Annotated in this window: 14 protein-coding genes; 5 read left to right on the top strand and 9 right to left on the bottom strand. The window is 61.6% G+C overall.

Translation table 11 applies throughout. The annotated features are described in order from the left end of the window. Positions 1–219 precede the first annotated feature (219 nt). Positions 220–1,401 carry a hypothetical protein gene (locus tag WBQ96_RS06720; RefSeq protein WP_336548586.1) on the top strand — a complete coding sequence of 394 codons (1,182 nt, stop codon included), beginning with the start codon at positions 220–222 and terminating at the stop codon, positions 1,399–1,401. A gap of 219 nt (positions 1,402–1,620) precedes the next feature. Here WBQ96_RS06720 and WBQ96_RS06715 read toward each other — a convergent pair whose 3' ends face one another. From WBQ96_RS06715 to WBQ96_RS06705, 3 genes are all read right to left on the bottom strand, one after another. Next, positions 1,621–1,941, bottom strand: coding sequence for a hypothetical protein (locus WBQ96_RS06715; protein ID WP_336548584.1), 321 nt, complete (start codon positions 1,939–1,941; stop codon positions 1,621–1,623). Between the two features lie 229 nt (positions 1,942–2,170). Continuing rightward, on the bottom strand, positions 2,171–2,812 hold the full coding sequence (locus WBQ96_RS06710; protein WP_336548582.1) for a DapH/DapD/GlmU-related protein: 642 nt from the start codon (positions 2,810–2,812) through the stop codon (positions 2,171–2,173). Positions 2,813–2,863: 51 nt separating this feature from the next. Beyond that, the gene (locus WBQ96_RS06705; RefSeq protein WP_336548580.1) at positions 2,864–3,349 is read right to left on the bottom strand and encodes a CreA family protein; all 486 of its coding nucleotides are present in this window, start codon (positions 3,347–3,349) and stop codon (positions 2,864–2,866) included. Positions 3,350–3,503: 154 nt separating this feature from the next. Between WBQ96_RS06705 and WBQ96_RS06700 the strand changes: the two genes are divergently transcribed. The 3 genes from WBQ96_RS06700 (at position 3,504) to WBQ96_RS06690 (ending at position 5,238) form a co-directional block, all read left to right on the top strand. Further along, complete coding sequence (locus WBQ96_RS06700) at positions 3,504–3,665, top strand: hypothetical protein (protein ID WP_165116073.1); 162 nt, start codon at positions 3,504–3,506, stop codon at positions 3,663–3,665. Positions 3,666–3,738: 73 nt separating this feature from the next. Further along, positions 3,739–4,317, top strand: coding sequence for an SCO family protein (locus WBQ96_RS06695; protein WP_336548578.1), 579 nt, complete (start codon positions 3,739–3,741; stop codon positions 4,315–4,317). Between the two features lie 48 nt (positions 4,318–4,365). Then, positions 4,366–5,238, top strand: coding sequence for a 50S ribosomal protein L11 methyltransferase (locus tag WBQ96_RS06690; protein WP_336548576.1), 873 nt, complete (start codon positions 4,366–4,368; stop codon positions 5,236–5,238). A 1-nt stretch (position 5,239) separates the two neighbouring features. Here WBQ96_RS06690 and WBQ96_RS06685 read toward each other — a convergent pair whose 3' ends face one another. Beyond that, positions 5,240–5,410, bottom strand: coding sequence for a hypothetical protein (locus WBQ96_RS06685; protein ID WP_165116079.1), 171 nt, complete (start codon positions 5,408–5,410; stop codon positions 5,240–5,242). A 231-nt stretch (positions 5,411–5,641) separates the two neighbouring features. On the opposite strand from WBQ96_RS06685, the gene WBQ96_RS06680 reads away from it, so the two are divergent. Then, the gene (locus WBQ96_RS06680; RefSeq protein WP_336548572.1) at positions 5,642–7,471 is read left to right on the top strand and encodes an aminopeptidase P family protein; all 1,830 of its coding nucleotides are present in this window, start codon (positions 5,642–5,644) and stop codon (positions 7,469–7,471) included. A gap of 27 nt (positions 7,472–7,498) precedes the next feature. Here the strand turns inward: WBQ96_RS06680 and WBQ96_RS06675 are convergent, their stop codons facing one another. The 5 genes from WBQ96_RS06675 to WBQ96_RS06655 all read right to left on the bottom strand — a co-directional run bounded on the left by WBQ96_RS06675 (position 7,499) and on the right by WBQ96_RS06655 (position 13,622). Beyond that, positions 7,499–7,795, bottom strand: coding sequence for an AzlD family protein (locus tag WBQ96_RS06675; protein WP_336548570.1), 297 nt, complete (start codon positions 7,793–7,795; stop codon positions 7,499–7,501). Further along, positions 7,792–8,538 (bottom strand): AzlC family ABC transporter permease, encoded by a 747-nt coding sequence (locus tag WBQ96_RS06670; protein WP_336548568.1) that lies wholly within the window; start codon positions 8,536–8,538, stop codon positions 7,792–7,794. The genes WBQ96_RS06675 and WBQ96_RS06670 overlap by 4 nt, the downstream gene beginning before the upstream one ends. 228 nt (positions 8,539–8,766) lie before the next feature. Next, positions 8,767–10,932 (bottom strand): NAD-dependent DNA ligase LigA, encoded by a 2,166-nt coding sequence (gene ligA / locus WBQ96_RS06665; RefSeq protein WP_336548566.1) that lies wholly within the window; start codon positions 10,930–10,932, stop codon positions 8,767–8,769. A 131-nt stretch (positions 10,933–11,063) separates the two neighbouring features. Beyond that, complete coding sequence (gene recN, locus WBQ96_RS06660; RefSeq protein ID WP_336548564.1) at positions 11,064–12,740, bottom strand: DNA repair protein RecN; 1,677 nt, start codon at positions 12,738–12,740, stop codon at positions 11,064–11,066. A 12-nt stretch (positions 12,741–12,752) separates the two neighbouring features. Further along, positions 12,753–13,622, bottom strand: coding sequence for an outer membrane protein assembly factor BamD (locus WBQ96_RS06655; protein WP_336548935.1), 870 nt, complete (start codon positions 13,620–13,622; stop codon positions 12,753–12,755). Between the last annotated feature and the right edge of the window lie 99 nt (positions 13,623–13,721).

Raw genomic sequence — 13,721 nt, 5'->3', positions numbered from 1 at the left:
TCCCGCGCCGTCAACTCGCAAGGGCGGTCGGGCAAACCACAACCCGCCACAACCACAGGATACATACAACCATAACGCGAAGTTTGCCGAATGCATGCAAATGTTTCGGGGCGGGCAAGAGCCCGTACCCTCCGCTTCCCGGCGGGGTACTCCAGCCCCTTCCGCCTCGACACCCCCGCAGGCGGAAGGGGTTTTTCGAAGCCGAACCCGGAGCGCGCCGTGCGGGTCAAACGTGCCTCTCTCATGCTGGCCCTTCTGGCAACGCCATCGGCGGCAGCCGATCTCGTGCCTGATCCAGCCGCCCCGCCAGCACCAAATATCGTCACCAGCGTAGAGCGCCACTGGACCAGCAATGCGCTCGACAGCGAATTCGCCATACCAGACTGGTATTCGCTGATCCGCGGCTCGCTGCAGCACGAATGGCAGATCGACAATGGGACGGTGAAATTCGGTGCCGAAATCCAGGCGACCCGCCATGATACGGTGAAGATAGAGGACGACCGCGCCGGCGCGCTATTGCTTGACGTGACGAAGCGCGTAAGCCCGGCGCTGGAACTGCGCGGCACCCTCACCTACCGGCTTTCGACGGAAGGCGACGATTTTACCATTGGCCCCTTCATCATAGGCACGCGCGCGCCCAAGCAGGTGTTCGGCGCACAGGGCCAGGCCGGCATCGATCTCGGCGGCGGCACAGCACTTATCCTCGAACTGGCCAACGCTTATGAACTGCTCGGCGAATCCCGCTTCCAGGACGACGTGCTGCCGCGCACCAAACTCGACCCCGACAAGAACCGCACGCAGGTCGGCGCAAAACTCATGCGCACTGTCGGTCAGGCAGCCTATGGCGTTTCGTCCTCGGCGCAATTCGTCTCCGTGGAAAAGCTGGGCTCGCCACCCGTCGGCCTGTCGCTCGCCGAGTATACGCTGCAGGCGGAGGCCGGCTACAAGCGCCAGACGGGAGCCAGCATCACCGGCGCGCTCGGCGTCCAGATGCTGCGCGGCGCACAGGACATCTATCAGAGCGTGCGCCCGACATGGCGGGTGGCCGTCGCGCAGCCCCTGCCGCATGGCTTCGAATTGCGCGGCGCCTATTTCGGCCGCTTCGAGACCATCGACAGCGACGACCCGCTGGCCTCATGGCTGCAGCGCGGCGAGATCGAGGCACGGTTCCTGCTCAACGAACGCCTGGCGCTCGCCTCGGGCGCTTTCGCAGAGCTGAAGAAAAACCTGCTCTATGAAAACAGGGAGCGCGCCCATGGCCTCTATGGCGAAGCCAGCTTCCAGGCGACCAAGGCTGTCTCGCTGGTCGTCCGCGTTGATTACACGCAGCGTTTCCTGACGGTGATCGATGTCGAGAAGAAGACCGTCGGTGCCTTCATCGGCATCCGGACGAAGATCTGAAGCTGCCGGTCCAAAACCTGTTCAGAAACTCGCTCCGGCGAGTCAGATGGTGGCGGTTTCGAGAACCGGAACGGAGCGTACGTTTGGGTACGTGAGTACCGGAAGCGCAGAAAACGCCGGCAGATGGCCGCCGGAGTAGAGTTTATGAATAGGTTTTCAGGCAGGAGGGACGCAACTCCCTCCTGCCCTGCATGCATGCTCATGATTGCTGGCCGGGAATTACTTCTTCAGCTTGTAGCTGTTGCCGCCCAGGAGGTTGATGCCAACGCCATTAAGGACGCCGTTCAGCACGCCGACGGTGTTCCCGTTCAGGATGCCGGTGCTGTTGCCGCTGAGGATGTTGTTGCCGCTGAGGATCGGCGAGCCGTTCAGCAGGTTGACGCCAAGGCCGATATTGCCGAGGCCGATCGACGGCGACACATTGATGAGGCCGCTCGACTGGCTGAAGTTGCCAGTGTTGGAGCCCCAACCGCCGGCATGTGCCGAAACAGCCGAGAAGGAAACAACAGTAGCAGTAAGTGCATAGATGATCGTCTTCATGATGTACTCTCCTTTGTTGCTTACAGTGTTTCCCTCTGCTTCCCGTCTTGTTCTCCGAGTTTGATTATTCACACGCAATCAAATCATGCAATCTTGAATTGCAGTATTTAATTAATACAACCTGTTTTCCATTTTTTAACTTTAATCTTTTACCTTAAGGAAAATGGTTACCGTCGCAGCCTGAAAGCCGCATCAGATCATCTTGGAGCGGATGATAACCCTGGAAAACTCAGGGTTTGCGCGCTTCCCAGCGATCGAGAAACGCCTCGATCGGCATCGCCTGCATGTCGGGGATGGCGTCGGCCAGATGGCCGATCGGCCAGTCCCACCAGGCTAGCGCTTCGATGCGGGCGGCAATCTCGGGCGAGAAACGGCGACGCAACAGCTTTGCCGGCACGCCGGTGACGATCTCATAGGCACCGACATCGCGCGTCACCACCGCGTTGGCGCCGACGACCGCGCCATTGCCGATGCTGACGCCCGGCATGATGACAGCGCCATGGCCGATCCAGACATCATGGCCGATGGTGACCGCCTTGCTTTGACGCCGCGCCTTGAAGTCGCCATCGACGCCGAGATAGCGGAAGTATTCGTTCGGCCGGTAGCTCACCTTATGCGTGGTGAGGCGCTCGATGGGATGTTCAAGCGCATTGATGCGGGTGTTGGCAGCGATGGAGCAGAACTTTCCGATCGTCGTGTAGATCGCCTCGGCGTGGCGCTCGAAATAGGAAAAATCGCCGACCGTCACCTCGCGCAGGATCACGCGCTCGCCGATTATCGCATAGCGGCCGAGCTTGCAGCTCTTCAACTCGGCTGTCGGGTGGATGCGCGGCTCGGCATCCTTGAAGCGAAGGGCGGGGTTCGGGTCCATGCTGGCGCTTTACGCCGCCTCGCTTTGCCCCGCAAGCCGGTCGGATAGAGCTTACTGCGGCTTGCCTTCGGACCAGACGACATTCTGGCCGTAGAGCGGGACCGTTGTCACCGCCATCTTCGCCGAACCGTCCTGCACCTGGCGGGAATGGGAGAGATAGATCAGCGTATCGTTCTTCTTGTCGTAGATGCGGTTCACCACCTGCTTCTTCCAGATCAGGCTGATGCCCTGCTTGAACACCTCTTCGCCTTCCTCGCTCATGTCGATCTTGCCGATGGTGATCGGCCCGGTCTGGCGGCAGGAGATGGAGGAATCGGACGGGTTTTCGAACCAGTTGCCCTTTTGCAGCCGGTCGACCACGCCACGGTCGAAATAGGAGATGTGGCAGGTCACGCCCCCGACTGCGGGATCCGTCACCGCCTCGACGATGATGTCGTTGCCGAGCCAGTCGACGCCGACCCTGCCGACCTCCTGCGCGGACGCTGGCGCGACCGCGCCAACGAGAAGAGCAACAGCACCGTACAAAGCCAGACGCATGAAAACCTCCTGCAAGGAAAAATTCCGTTCGCAACAATTGGGGCAGCAAAAGCCAGCTTGCAAGCCCAAGGCCGAAAGTGCCGGCCTCTGCCCCCACCGCCAGCGGCATCATGGCCTCTTTTTCGAGATCGCCACAAAGACTATGTTACCGGCAATGAGACAGCGCCTTTCGGCTCCGGTCGCAACGACCGCAAAGATCATTCTGGGCACGGCGGCTTTCGCCGCCCTGGCCGGCGTGGCCTTTGCTGCGTGGATGGAGAACGGGGCAGCGATCTTCATGGCCACGGTGGAAGCCGGGCTTGCCTGGTGTTTCTAGATCGCGCCCCGGGAAAGATCGCAGTCGAACAAAAAAACGATAGATTCAGGTTTACGGGCGGAAATTCCATATCATGATGCGTGCAATCCTCGTTGGCATACTGGTTCTCATGGCTGCCGGCATCGGCTGGCTCACCTTCGACTGGTACCAGACCCGCCACGGCGGCGAGCCCTATGGCGCGCCGTTTGCGCTTACCGACCAGAAGGGCCAGCCGATTACCGAGGCGGCGTTCCGCGGCCAGCCGACGGCGCTGTTCTTCGGCTTCACGCATTGCCCGGAGGTCTGCCCGACGACACTGTTCGAAATGGACGGCTGGCTGAAGAAGATCGGTGACGAAGGCAGGGACATCAAGGTCTACTTCATCTCCATCGATCCCGAGCGCGATACGCCCGAAATCATGAATTCCTATGTCAGCAACGTCTCCGACCGCGTCACCGGCATCACCGGCGAGCCGGACAAGGTTGCGGCAATGGCCAAGGCGTTCGGCATCTACTCGAAAAAAGTGCCGCTTGAAGGCAGCGACTACACGATGGATCACACCGCTTCCGTGCTGCTGCTCGACGGCAAGGGCGACTTCTTCGGCACCATTGCCTATGGCGAAAGCGGCGACACTGCTGTGGCCAAGCTGAAACGGCTTGCGGGCAAGGGCTGAAACGTTCAAAAGCGGGCGACGCTTCCTCTCTTCCGATCGCGAAATTCCATGACCCAGACACGCCTCCATCTGACGGCCGGGCGCGCCGAAGCCAACCGCATCTTCGTTGCTTTCGAAACCGAGTTCGAGGAGGACGGCTTCCCGATCGCCGTGCTGGAACAGGACGAGGAGCGCGACATTCAGGAAGTGTCGATCTACGCCGATGGCGATATCGATGATGCCGAGCGCCGCATGCGCCAGGTGCTCGAGGGCCTGTCGCTGCAAAAGACGATCGAGCGCGAAATCCTGCCCGATACGGACTGGGTTGCGCTGTCACTCGAAGGCTTGAAACCGGTTCGCGCCGGACGCTTTTTCGTCCACGGCGCGCATGACCGAGACAAGCAGCGGCCCGGCGAACTGTCGATTGAAATCGAGGCCGGGCTTGCCTTCGGCACCGGACATCACGGCACCACGTCGGGCTGCCTGAACGTGCTGGAGACAGTGGCGCGACGCGAGCGGCCGCGCAATGCGCTCGACCTCGGCACCGGCAGCGCGGTGCTGGCGATCGCTCTGGCGAAGTTCGCCCATATTCCGGTGCTGGCCACCGATATCGATCCGATCGCAACAAAAGTCGCGGCGGACAATGCGCGGCTGAATGGTGTCTCGTCCTATGTCGAAGCCTACACCGCACCGGGCTTTCACCACCCGATATTCGCCGCGCGCGGTCCCTTCGACCTGATCGTCGCCAATATCCTGGCGCGCCCGCTGATGAAGCTCGCGCCGCAGATGGCGCATCACCTCGTGCCGGGCGGTTCGATCGTGCTTTCAGGCATTCTGGAGCGGCAGCGCAACGCAGTTCTGGCCGCCTATATCGGCCAGAACTTTCGCCATGCGCGCACCCTCGCCCGCGAAGGCTGGGTGACGCTTCACCTCAAGCGGTGAGTTACACGAACGAGTAGGAGCTGCCGCGCTTCTTCAGGTCTTCGCGGGTAAAGCCATTAGCCTTCAGCGTATCGTCGTCAAGCGACAGAAGCGCGCCGTTGACATAGCGCGCAGCTTCGCGCTGGCGCGCTTCCATCAAGGCGTTGATTGCAGCTTTGAAAAATCCGGACATCTTATTCCCCTGGTTGAAACATCAACCTCCCGACAACCAAGGTAGGACTGGTCGCGGCTGACTTACAGACACGATTTTGCATTGCACCCATACATTTTTGCATGTGCGAACAGAATTGTGCATCGCACCATTCCGGCAAGCCCCGGATCAAACCGGACGCGTTGCAAGCATCAACCCACCCGGATAGGTTTGCGCGACGCGAAGCACCGAGCACCGGAAGGCATGAAAGTCATGTTCCAGACGTTTGAGACCGCCGGAGATCCGACCAGCGCGCCCACGCGCGTGGCGAAATTGCGCGAATGGCTCGCGAGCCACGATCTCGACGGCTTTCTGGTGCCCCGCGCCGACGAACATCAGGGCGAATATGTTGCCGCTCGCTCGGAGAGGCTGCGCTGGCTGACGGGCTTCAGCGGTTCCGCCGGAGTAGCGCTGATTCTTAAGGATCGCGCCTTCATCTTCGTCGATGGACGCTATCAGTTGCAGGTGCGCGAACAGGCCGATCTCGGCATCTTCGCCATCGAGAGCCTGATCGACAATCCACCCGCCGCATGGATCAGGGACAATCTCGGCAAGGGCGCGCGGCTGGGCTTCGACCCATGGCTGCATACGATCGGCGAGGTACAAGCGCTCAAGAAAGCCGCCGAGAAAAACGGCGCAACGCTGGTGGCGCTCGACGTCAATCCAATCGACGAGATCTGGGCGGACCAGCCCGAGCCGCCCTCCGCACCGGTCGACATTCACCCCATCGAATTCGCCGGAGAACTGGCCAAGGAAAAGCTCGCCCGTCTCGCCGAAGCGCTCGCCAAGCATGGCGCCACACACTGTGTGTTGACCGACCCGTCGTCGATTGCCTGGGCCTTCAACATTCGCGGCAATGACGTACCGCACACCCCGCTGGCGCTGGGCTTCGCCATTCTGGCGGCGGATGGCAAGCACCGCCTGTTCATAGACAAGCGCAAGCTGCCGCGGAAGGTGCAGGCTTACCTGACCCAGTTTTGCGACCTTCGCGCGCCCGACGCACTCACGGGCGACCTCGTAAAACTTGCGAAATCCGGCGCGAAAGTAGCACTGGACCCTGCCCTTGCCGCCGAAAAGCTGCGGGCGATCATCGAGGAGAATGGCGGCACGGTCGTCTCCGAGGCCGACCCCGCCCGCCTGCCCCGCGCCACCAAAAACCAGGCCGAACTGCAGGGCGCGCGCGCAGCGCACCGCCGCGACGGGGCCGCTGTGGCAAAACTGCTCTGCTGGCTCGATGCGCAAAAGCCCGGCACGATGGATGAGATCAAACTGGTCACCCAGCTTGAGGAGACAAGGCGCGCCGTCGGCGAGGAAACGCAGATGCCGCTGCGCGATGTGTCCTTCGACACGATCTCAGGGGCCGGTCCGAACGGCGCGATCATGCATTACCGCGTTTCGAAAGCGACCAACCGCAAGCTGGGCGACGGCGAACTATTCCTGCTCGATTCAGGTGCGCAATATCAGGACGGCACCACCGACATCACCCGCACCGTGGCCATCGGCCAACCGACCGACGAGATGCGCGAACGCTTCACCCTCGTCCTGAAGGGTATGATCGGCATTTCGACATTGCGCTTTCCGGTTGGTACACGCGGCTCAGAGATCGATGCGGTCGCCAGAATGGCGCTATGGAAGCGCGGCCTGGATTTCGCGCACGGCACCGGCCACGGCGTCGGCTCTTACCTGGCCGTCCATGAAGGGCCGCAACGCATTTCGCGAACCGGCACTGAAAAGTTCCTCGAAGGCATGATCCTGTCCAACGAGCCCGGCTACTACAAGGAAGGCCACTACGGCATCCGGATCGAGAATCTTATTCTCGTGACCGCCGCCAAACCGGTCGAAGGTGGTGACCTGCCTGTACACGAATTCGAGACGCTGACGCTTGCGCCGATCGACCGCCGGCTGGTCAGGTCCGACCTTCTGACGCACGAGGAGCTTGTCTGGCTGAACGCCTATCACGCCCGCGTGCTGGCCGAGATCGGGCCGATGGTGGATGGCGAAACGCTGAAATGGCTGGAACAGGCGACCGCGTCGATTTCATAGGCGCGATCATCAAAAACAAATAGCGCTTCAGCCCATGAAATGGCGCAGCGCGATCAGAACCACAGCGCCCGCCAGGAACATCGGCATCAGCCCGCTTCGCAGCGAAACGATGCCTGCGACCAGAAGTGCTGCCAGTTCCGTCGGCCCTGCCGAAATGGCGGCAGGCGCCACCAGCGTCGTCAACACGGCAGCGGGCACGGCATCCAGCCCGGCCTCGATGCGCGGATGGACGCGTTCGAAGCGCGACAGGACGAGGTGGCCGCCGATACGCGTGAGATAGGTCATCGCAGCACCGGCAAGGATGATCCAGACTGTCGTGCTCACAGGACTTCACTCCGCTCGGAGGTTTCGGACTGATCGGATTTCTTGATCGGCATCACTGCTGCAAGCAGGATGCCGGCAACCGCGCCGATAGACACATGCCAGGGCGACCCGACCGTCTTGTAGGCAATGATCGAAACGATCGCGCTGGTAATGACGATCGGCAGCCACAAGGGCCGCTTGCGAAAGCCCATGACGAGGCCGAGGAAATAGATCGGCAGCAGGAAATCGAGCCCGAAGGCGTGCGTGTCGGGTATCAGCTTGCCGAACTGCGCGCCGAGCGCTGCTTCCGCAACCCAGCAAACATAGACCGGCAATGCCATACCCATATACCAGGCGAAGGAAACGTCTTCGCCACGTTCGCCCTTCGCTTCCGCGCCGGCATATTGCGGATCGGTGAGAAAGAAAAAGCCGATCGCCTTCTGGGCGAGTGGCCAATGGCGAATACGCCGCCCGAGTGCTGCCGAATAAAGCACATGACGGAAGTTCACCGCAAAGATCGAAAACACGATGAGAGCGGGCGACAGATTCTGGCCGAACAGTTCGATGCCGACCATCTGGCTCGCGCCGGCATAGACGGTCGCACTCATCAAGACAGCTTCGAAGACGCTGAAACCCTGCTCGGCCGCAAGCGCCCCGAAAAGAAGGCCGAACGGCCCGGAAGCCACCACAATGGGAACGCCCATTTGAAAACCGCGCCAAAACCCGCTCGCACGAGCGCCCTCGGAAATGGCTTCGCTGGACATGGCTACTCCCTAAAGCATCGGACCGAAAAGTGGGTACCGGTTTTCGGAATATTCGGATGCTCATTCAAAGTGTCAGATCGACCTTTGTGCATCCGAATGGACGCACGGCGATCTAGGAAAGAAAGTCTATTTAGGTCGGCAGGACTCGCAAGTCATATGAATTCGCTTGAGCCAGCGATCAGGGAAAATGATGCTCCTGCCGGCTGGGATCAATCGACTCGGCGGGGCTTAAGGCCGCTGCCCTACCCTTTCGAACCATGCATCCTCGTCGATAACCTCAATGCCGAATTCGGTCGCCTGCTTCAGTTTTGACCCCGCGCCCGGCCCGGCAACGACCAGATCGGTCTTCTTCGAAACGGAGCCCGAGACCTTCGCGCCGAGCCTCTCGGCCATCGCCTTGGCCTCGTCGCGCGACATCTTTTCGAGCGAGCCGGTGAAGACGACCGTCTTGCCGGCGACGGGACTGGAACTCGCCACCGGCGCTTCCATGGCTTGCGGCGTCACCTCCTTCAGGAGCTTGTCGATCACCTCGACATTGCGCGGCTCCTTGAAGAATTCGACGAGCGCGCGCGCCACGACCTCGCCGATACCCTCGATGTTATTGAGGTCTTCCCAGGCATCCCCCGAGAGTGCAGCGGCCTGCTTCATCGCCGCCTCGAAGGCTTCGTAGGTGCCATAGGCGCGGGCAAGCAGCTTCGCGTTAGTTTCGCCGATGTGGCGGATGCCGAGCGCATAGATGAAGCGGTTGAGAGCAATGCTTCGGCGCTCGTCGATGGCGTCGAACAGCTTTTTGACGCTCACCTTGCCGAAACCATCGATGTTCTCGAGCTTGGTGAGCTGCGACGTTTCCTGCCGCTGCTTCAGCGTGAAAATGTCGGGCGCAGTGCGCACCTTCAGCGCCTCGTCCTCGCTTTCGAAAAAGAAGTCGATCTGCTTCGCGCCAAGCCCCTCGATATCGTAGGCCGCGCGCGAGACGAAATGCTTCAGATGCTCGACCGCCTGCGCGCGGCAGACGAAACCGCCGGTGCAGCGGGTGACGGAGTCCAGCTTGCCGGTTTTCTCGTTCTTCTCGCGCACCGCATGGCTGCCGCAGATCGGGCATTTCTTCGGGAATTCATAGGGCACGGCATCCGCCGGGCGCTTCTCCATGATGACGTCGAGCACCTGCGGAATGACGTCGCCGGCCCGCTGGACGATCACCGTGTCGCCGATGCGGATATCGTGCTCCTCCTCGCGGATGCGCTCGCCCGAATTGCCGATACCCCTGATGTAGTCCTCGTTGTGCAGCGTCGCATTGGTAACGACGACGCCGCCGACCGTGACCGGCGTCAGCCGCGCCACCGGCGTCAACGCGCCGGTGCGACCGACCTGGATGTCGATCTTCTCGACATGGGTGAACGCCTGTTCGGCCGGGAATTTATGCGCCGTCGCCCAGCGTGGCGAACGCGAGCGAAAGCCGAGACGCTCCTGCAGGTCCAGCCTGTCGACCTTGTAGACGACGCCGTCGATCTCATAGTCGAGATCCGGGCGCAGGAGCCCGATCTCGTTATAGTGGGCAATGATGTCCTCGACCGAGGTAAGCCGCTTCATCAACGGATTGACCGGGAAACCCCATTCCCTGAACTTTCCCACCATGCCCATCTGGGTGTCGGCGGGCATCTCGGACATCTCCCCCCAGGCATAGGCGAAGAATTTCAGGTTGCGGCTCGCCGTCACCTTGGCGTCGAGCTGGCGCAGCGATCCCGCTGCCGTGTTGCGCGGGTTCACATAGGTCTGCTTGCCTTCCGCTTCCATCTGCGCGTTGAGCGCGAGAAAATCGCTCTTGCGCATATAGACCTCGCCGCGCACCTCGACGACATCGGGGGCATCGGCCGGAAGCCGGTTCGGGATTTCCTTGATGGTCTTGATATTCTCGGTGACGTTTTCGCCGGTCGTCCCGTCGCCACGGGTCGCGGCATTCACCAACCGGCCCCGTTCATAGCGGATCGACATGGAAAGGCCGTCGATTTTCGGTTCGGCGGTGAAGGCGATCGACCCGTCCGGCAACTGGCCGAGGAAACGGTAGACGGAGCCGACGAAATCACGCACGTCTTCGTCGGAAAAGGCGTTGTCGAGAGACAGCATCGGCCGCGAATGGGTAATCGACGCAAAGGTCGGAAGCGGTGCCGCACCCACGCGAATCGAGGGACTGTCGGCGCGGATGAACTGGGGAAACAGCTTCTCGATCGCGTCGTTGCGCCGCTTCAGAGCATCATAGGCGGCATCGGAGATTTCCGGCTCGTCGTGACCGTGATAGCGCTCGTCATGATAGGCGACCTCCGCCGCAAGCCGGGCAAGTTCGGCTTCGGCTTCGGCTTCGGTCAAATCCTCGACGGGCTTGGCGGTCACTGACATGGCTTGAGAATCCGGCTGCTATTGCGGCGGCTACACTAGCCGAAGAGACAAAGGGACGGCAGTCTTTTTAGCAAAAGATCGTGCCGAAACAGCAACCTGCTGACATCGCCGGAATCAGTTCGTTAAGGGACTCAGGATGCAGCGGCAGTATTTTCCCGCAGCAGGCGCTCGGCCGCGGCCCGCGCTTCGTCGGTGATTGTTGCGCCGGCCAGCATGCGGGCGATCTCTTCCTGCCGCGAGCCGCGATCCATCTCGGCGATGCTGGTCGAGACCTGCTCTTTGCCGCCGGACTTGGCGATAAGGAAATGCGTGCCGGCGCGCGCGGCAACCTGCGGCGCATGGGTGACCGACAGAACCTGGACCCGATTGGCCAGCCGCGACAGGCGTTGCCCGATCGCATCGGCCACGGCACCGCCCACGCCCGTGTCGATTTCGTCGAACACCAGCGTCGGTGCAGAGCCGCGATCGGCAAGCGCCACCTTCAGCGCCAGCAGGAAGCGGGAAAGCTCGCCGCCCGACGCTATCTTCATCATCGGGCCGGGCTTGGTGCCGGGGTTGGTGCGCACCCAGAACTCGATCAGGTCGATGCCCTCCTCCAGCCGATTGCCGGCCTCCGTGCTCATCTCGACGATGAACTCGGCACGCTCCAGCTTCAGCGCCGGCAATTCGGCCATCACCGCGTTGCGCAATCCGACAGCTGCACCTTTGCGCAGTTCCGAAAGATTTGCCGCCACAGCGTCGTAGGCGTCGCGCGCGGCGACAGCCTGCTTTTGGAGGAGATGCAGGCGCTCTTCGCCAGCGTCGAGATCGGCGAGATCGGCCACCATTGTATCGCGCAGCCGCGCCAGATCGTCGACCGGCACATTGTGCTTGCGCGACGCGGCGCGCAGCGCAAACAGTCGCTCTTCCGCCTTCTCCAGACGCTTCGGATCATATTCCGTGGCGCGCAACGCGGTATCGACGCCCGACTGCGCAGCGTCCAGCGACAGCATGGCTTCGTCCAGAGATTTCACGACATCATCGAGCAGGCCGGGGACTTCCGATGCCTTGCGCTGCAAGCGCCTGAGCAAACTTGCCAATTGCGGCAACGGCGAGTTCTGGCCGGAAAGCACATCCTGCGCGTCCTGGATCTCTCCGGCGATCTTTTCAGCCCGCATCATCGTCGTGCGGATTTCCGCCAGCTCCGTTTCCTCGCCCGGCTGAGGGTCGAGCTGGGAAAGTTCGGCAACGGCGGCACGTAAATAATCGGCCTCGCGCGCGGCAGCCTCGACGCGCGCGCGATGCCGCGCCAGTTCCTGTTCGCAGTCACGCCAGCGCCGCCACGCCTCGCCGCAGGCACGCGCCTCGCCGATATGCCCGCCGAAGGAATCCAGCAATTCGCGGTGGGCGCTTGCGTCGACCAACGCGCGTTCGTCATGCTGGCCGTGGATCTCGACCAGCGCGCGGCCGATATCGCGCATCAGGGTGACGCTGGACGGCTGGTCGTTGACGAAGACGCGCGTGCGCCCGTCTGCGGTCTGGACGCGGCGCAGGATGATGTCGCCGTCGTCATCAAGCGCATTGTCGATCAGAATCTGGCGTGCGGGATGATTGCGCGGCACGTCGAACACAGCCGACACCTGCCCCTGCGCCGCACCGTGGCGGACGAGCGATGCGTCGCCGCGGGCACCCAGTGCCAGCGACAGCGCGTCGAGAAGAATGGATTTGCCTGCACCCGTCTCGCCGGTGAGAACGGAGAGCCCCGGCGAGAAATCAATGTCCAGCCGCTCGATCAGGACGATATCGCGGATAGACAGTCTGGAAAGCATCTACGCCCGCTATCAGGCGCCGGTGATAAGTTTTCCGGCCTTGGATATCCACGAGCCGGCGTTCTCACGTGGCTCCAGACCATTGGTCTGCAGCAGCTTGTAGGAATCGCGATACCACGGGCTGTCCGGATAGTTCTGGCCGAGCACGGCGGCTGCCGTCTGCGCTTCCGAGGTCAGGCCCATCGCGTAATAGGCTTCGGTCAGACGCGCGAGCGCTTCTTCGGCCTGGCGGGTATTGGAGTAATTCTCGACCACGTAGCGGAAGCGCTTCACAGCGGCGATATATTCGCGGCGCTCGAGATAATAGCGGCCGACCTGCATTTCCTTGCCGGCGAGTTGGTCGCGCGCAAAGCGCACCTTTTCCTTGGCGTCGTCGACATATTCCGAATCAGGCCAGCGGGTAACCACTTCCTGCATCGCCTCGATGGCGCGGCGCGATTCCTTCTGGTCCTGCGTCACGTCCTTGATCTGGCGGAAATAGCACAGGCCGATGATATACTGGGCATAGGCCGCGTCGGGCGTCGACGGATAGAGCGCGAGGTAGCGCTTCGCCGAGGTGATCGAGTCGTCGTAGTTGCCCTGGCGGTAATTGGCGAAGGCGCCCATCACCATCGATTTACGGGCATATTCCGAATAGGGATGTTGGCGGTCGACCGCATCGAACTTGCGGCTTGCTTCTTTCAGGCGGCCGGAATTCAGATTGGCCAGGCCCTGATTGTAGAGAACATCGGCTGGTTCGGTCTGCTCGACATAGGTCGACAGATCGAGGTCCTTTTCGGAAGACATGCAGGCCGAAAGGAGAAGCGGCGCGGAAAGCACCGAAAGCGCCAGGAAGGCAGCGCGCGCCGGCTGATTCGACTGTGCAGCTCGCTGGAAAAACATGATCGGATTCGGCCCTCTCGCCATGATTATACTCATCGCCCCGCAGTCATAGACCACAACTGCCCTTGAACGGCAACGCTATCGTCCGGCAATGGTGCA

The sequence above is a fragment of the Mesorhizobium sp. CCNWLY176 genome (genome assembly GCF_037153935.1).
Taxonomy (GTDB): Bacteria; Pseudomonadota; Alphaproteobacteria; order Rhizobiales; family Rhizobiaceae; genus Mesorhizobium_M; species Mesorhizobium_M zhangyense.
Note: the sequence above shows the minus strand (reverse complement) of the source record. Positions and strands in the feature narration are given on the sequence as shown.

Coding starts and splice junctions, on each gene's coding strand:
- WBQ96_RS06715 (WP_336548584.1), bottom strand. CDS start 1,941: ATGAAGACGATCATCTATGCACTTACTGCTACTGTTGTTTCCTTCTCG.
- WBQ96_RS06710 (WP_336548582.1), bottom strand. CDS start 2,812: ATGGACCCGAACCCCGCCCTTCGCTTCAAGGATGCCGAGCCGCGCATC.
- WBQ96_RS06705 (WP_336548580.1), bottom strand. CDS start 3,349: ATGCGTCTGGCTTTGTACGGTGCTGTTGCTCTTCTCGTTGGCGCGGTC.
- WBQ96_RS06700 (WP_165116073.1), top strand. CDS start 3,504: ATGAGACAGCGCCTTTCGGCTCCGGTCGCAACGACCGCAAAGATCATT.
- WBQ96_RS06695 (WP_336548578.1), top strand. CDS start 3,739: ATGATGCGTGCAATCCTCGTTGGCATACTGGTTCTCATGGCTGCCGGC.
- WBQ96_RS06690 (WP_336548576.1), top strand. CDS start 4,366: ATGACCCAGACACGCCTCCATCTGACGGCCGGGCGCGCCGAAGCCAAC.
- WBQ96_RS06685 (WP_165116079.1), bottom strand. CDS start 5,410: ATGTCCGGATTTTTCAAAGCTGCAATCAACGCCTTGATGGAAGCGCGC.
- WBQ96_RS06680 (WP_336548572.1), top strand. CDS start 5,642: ATGTTCCAGACGTTTGAGACCGCCGGAGATCCGACCAGCGCGCCCACG.
- WBQ96_RS06670 (WP_336548568.1), bottom strand. CDS start 8,538: ATGTCCAGCGAAGCCATTTCCGAGGGCGCTCGTGCGAGCGGGTTTTGG.
- ligA (WP_336548566.1), bottom strand. CDS start 10,932: ATGTCAGTGACCGCCAAGCCCGTCGAGGATTTGACCGAAGCCGAAGCC.
- recN (WP_336548564.1), bottom strand. CDS start 12,740: ATGCTTTCCAGACTGTCTATCCGCGATATCGTCCTGATCGAGCGGCTG.
- WBQ96_RS06655 (WP_336548935.1), bottom strand. CDS start 13,622: ATGTTTTTCCAGCGAGCTGCACAGTCGAATCAGCCGGCGCGCGCTGCC.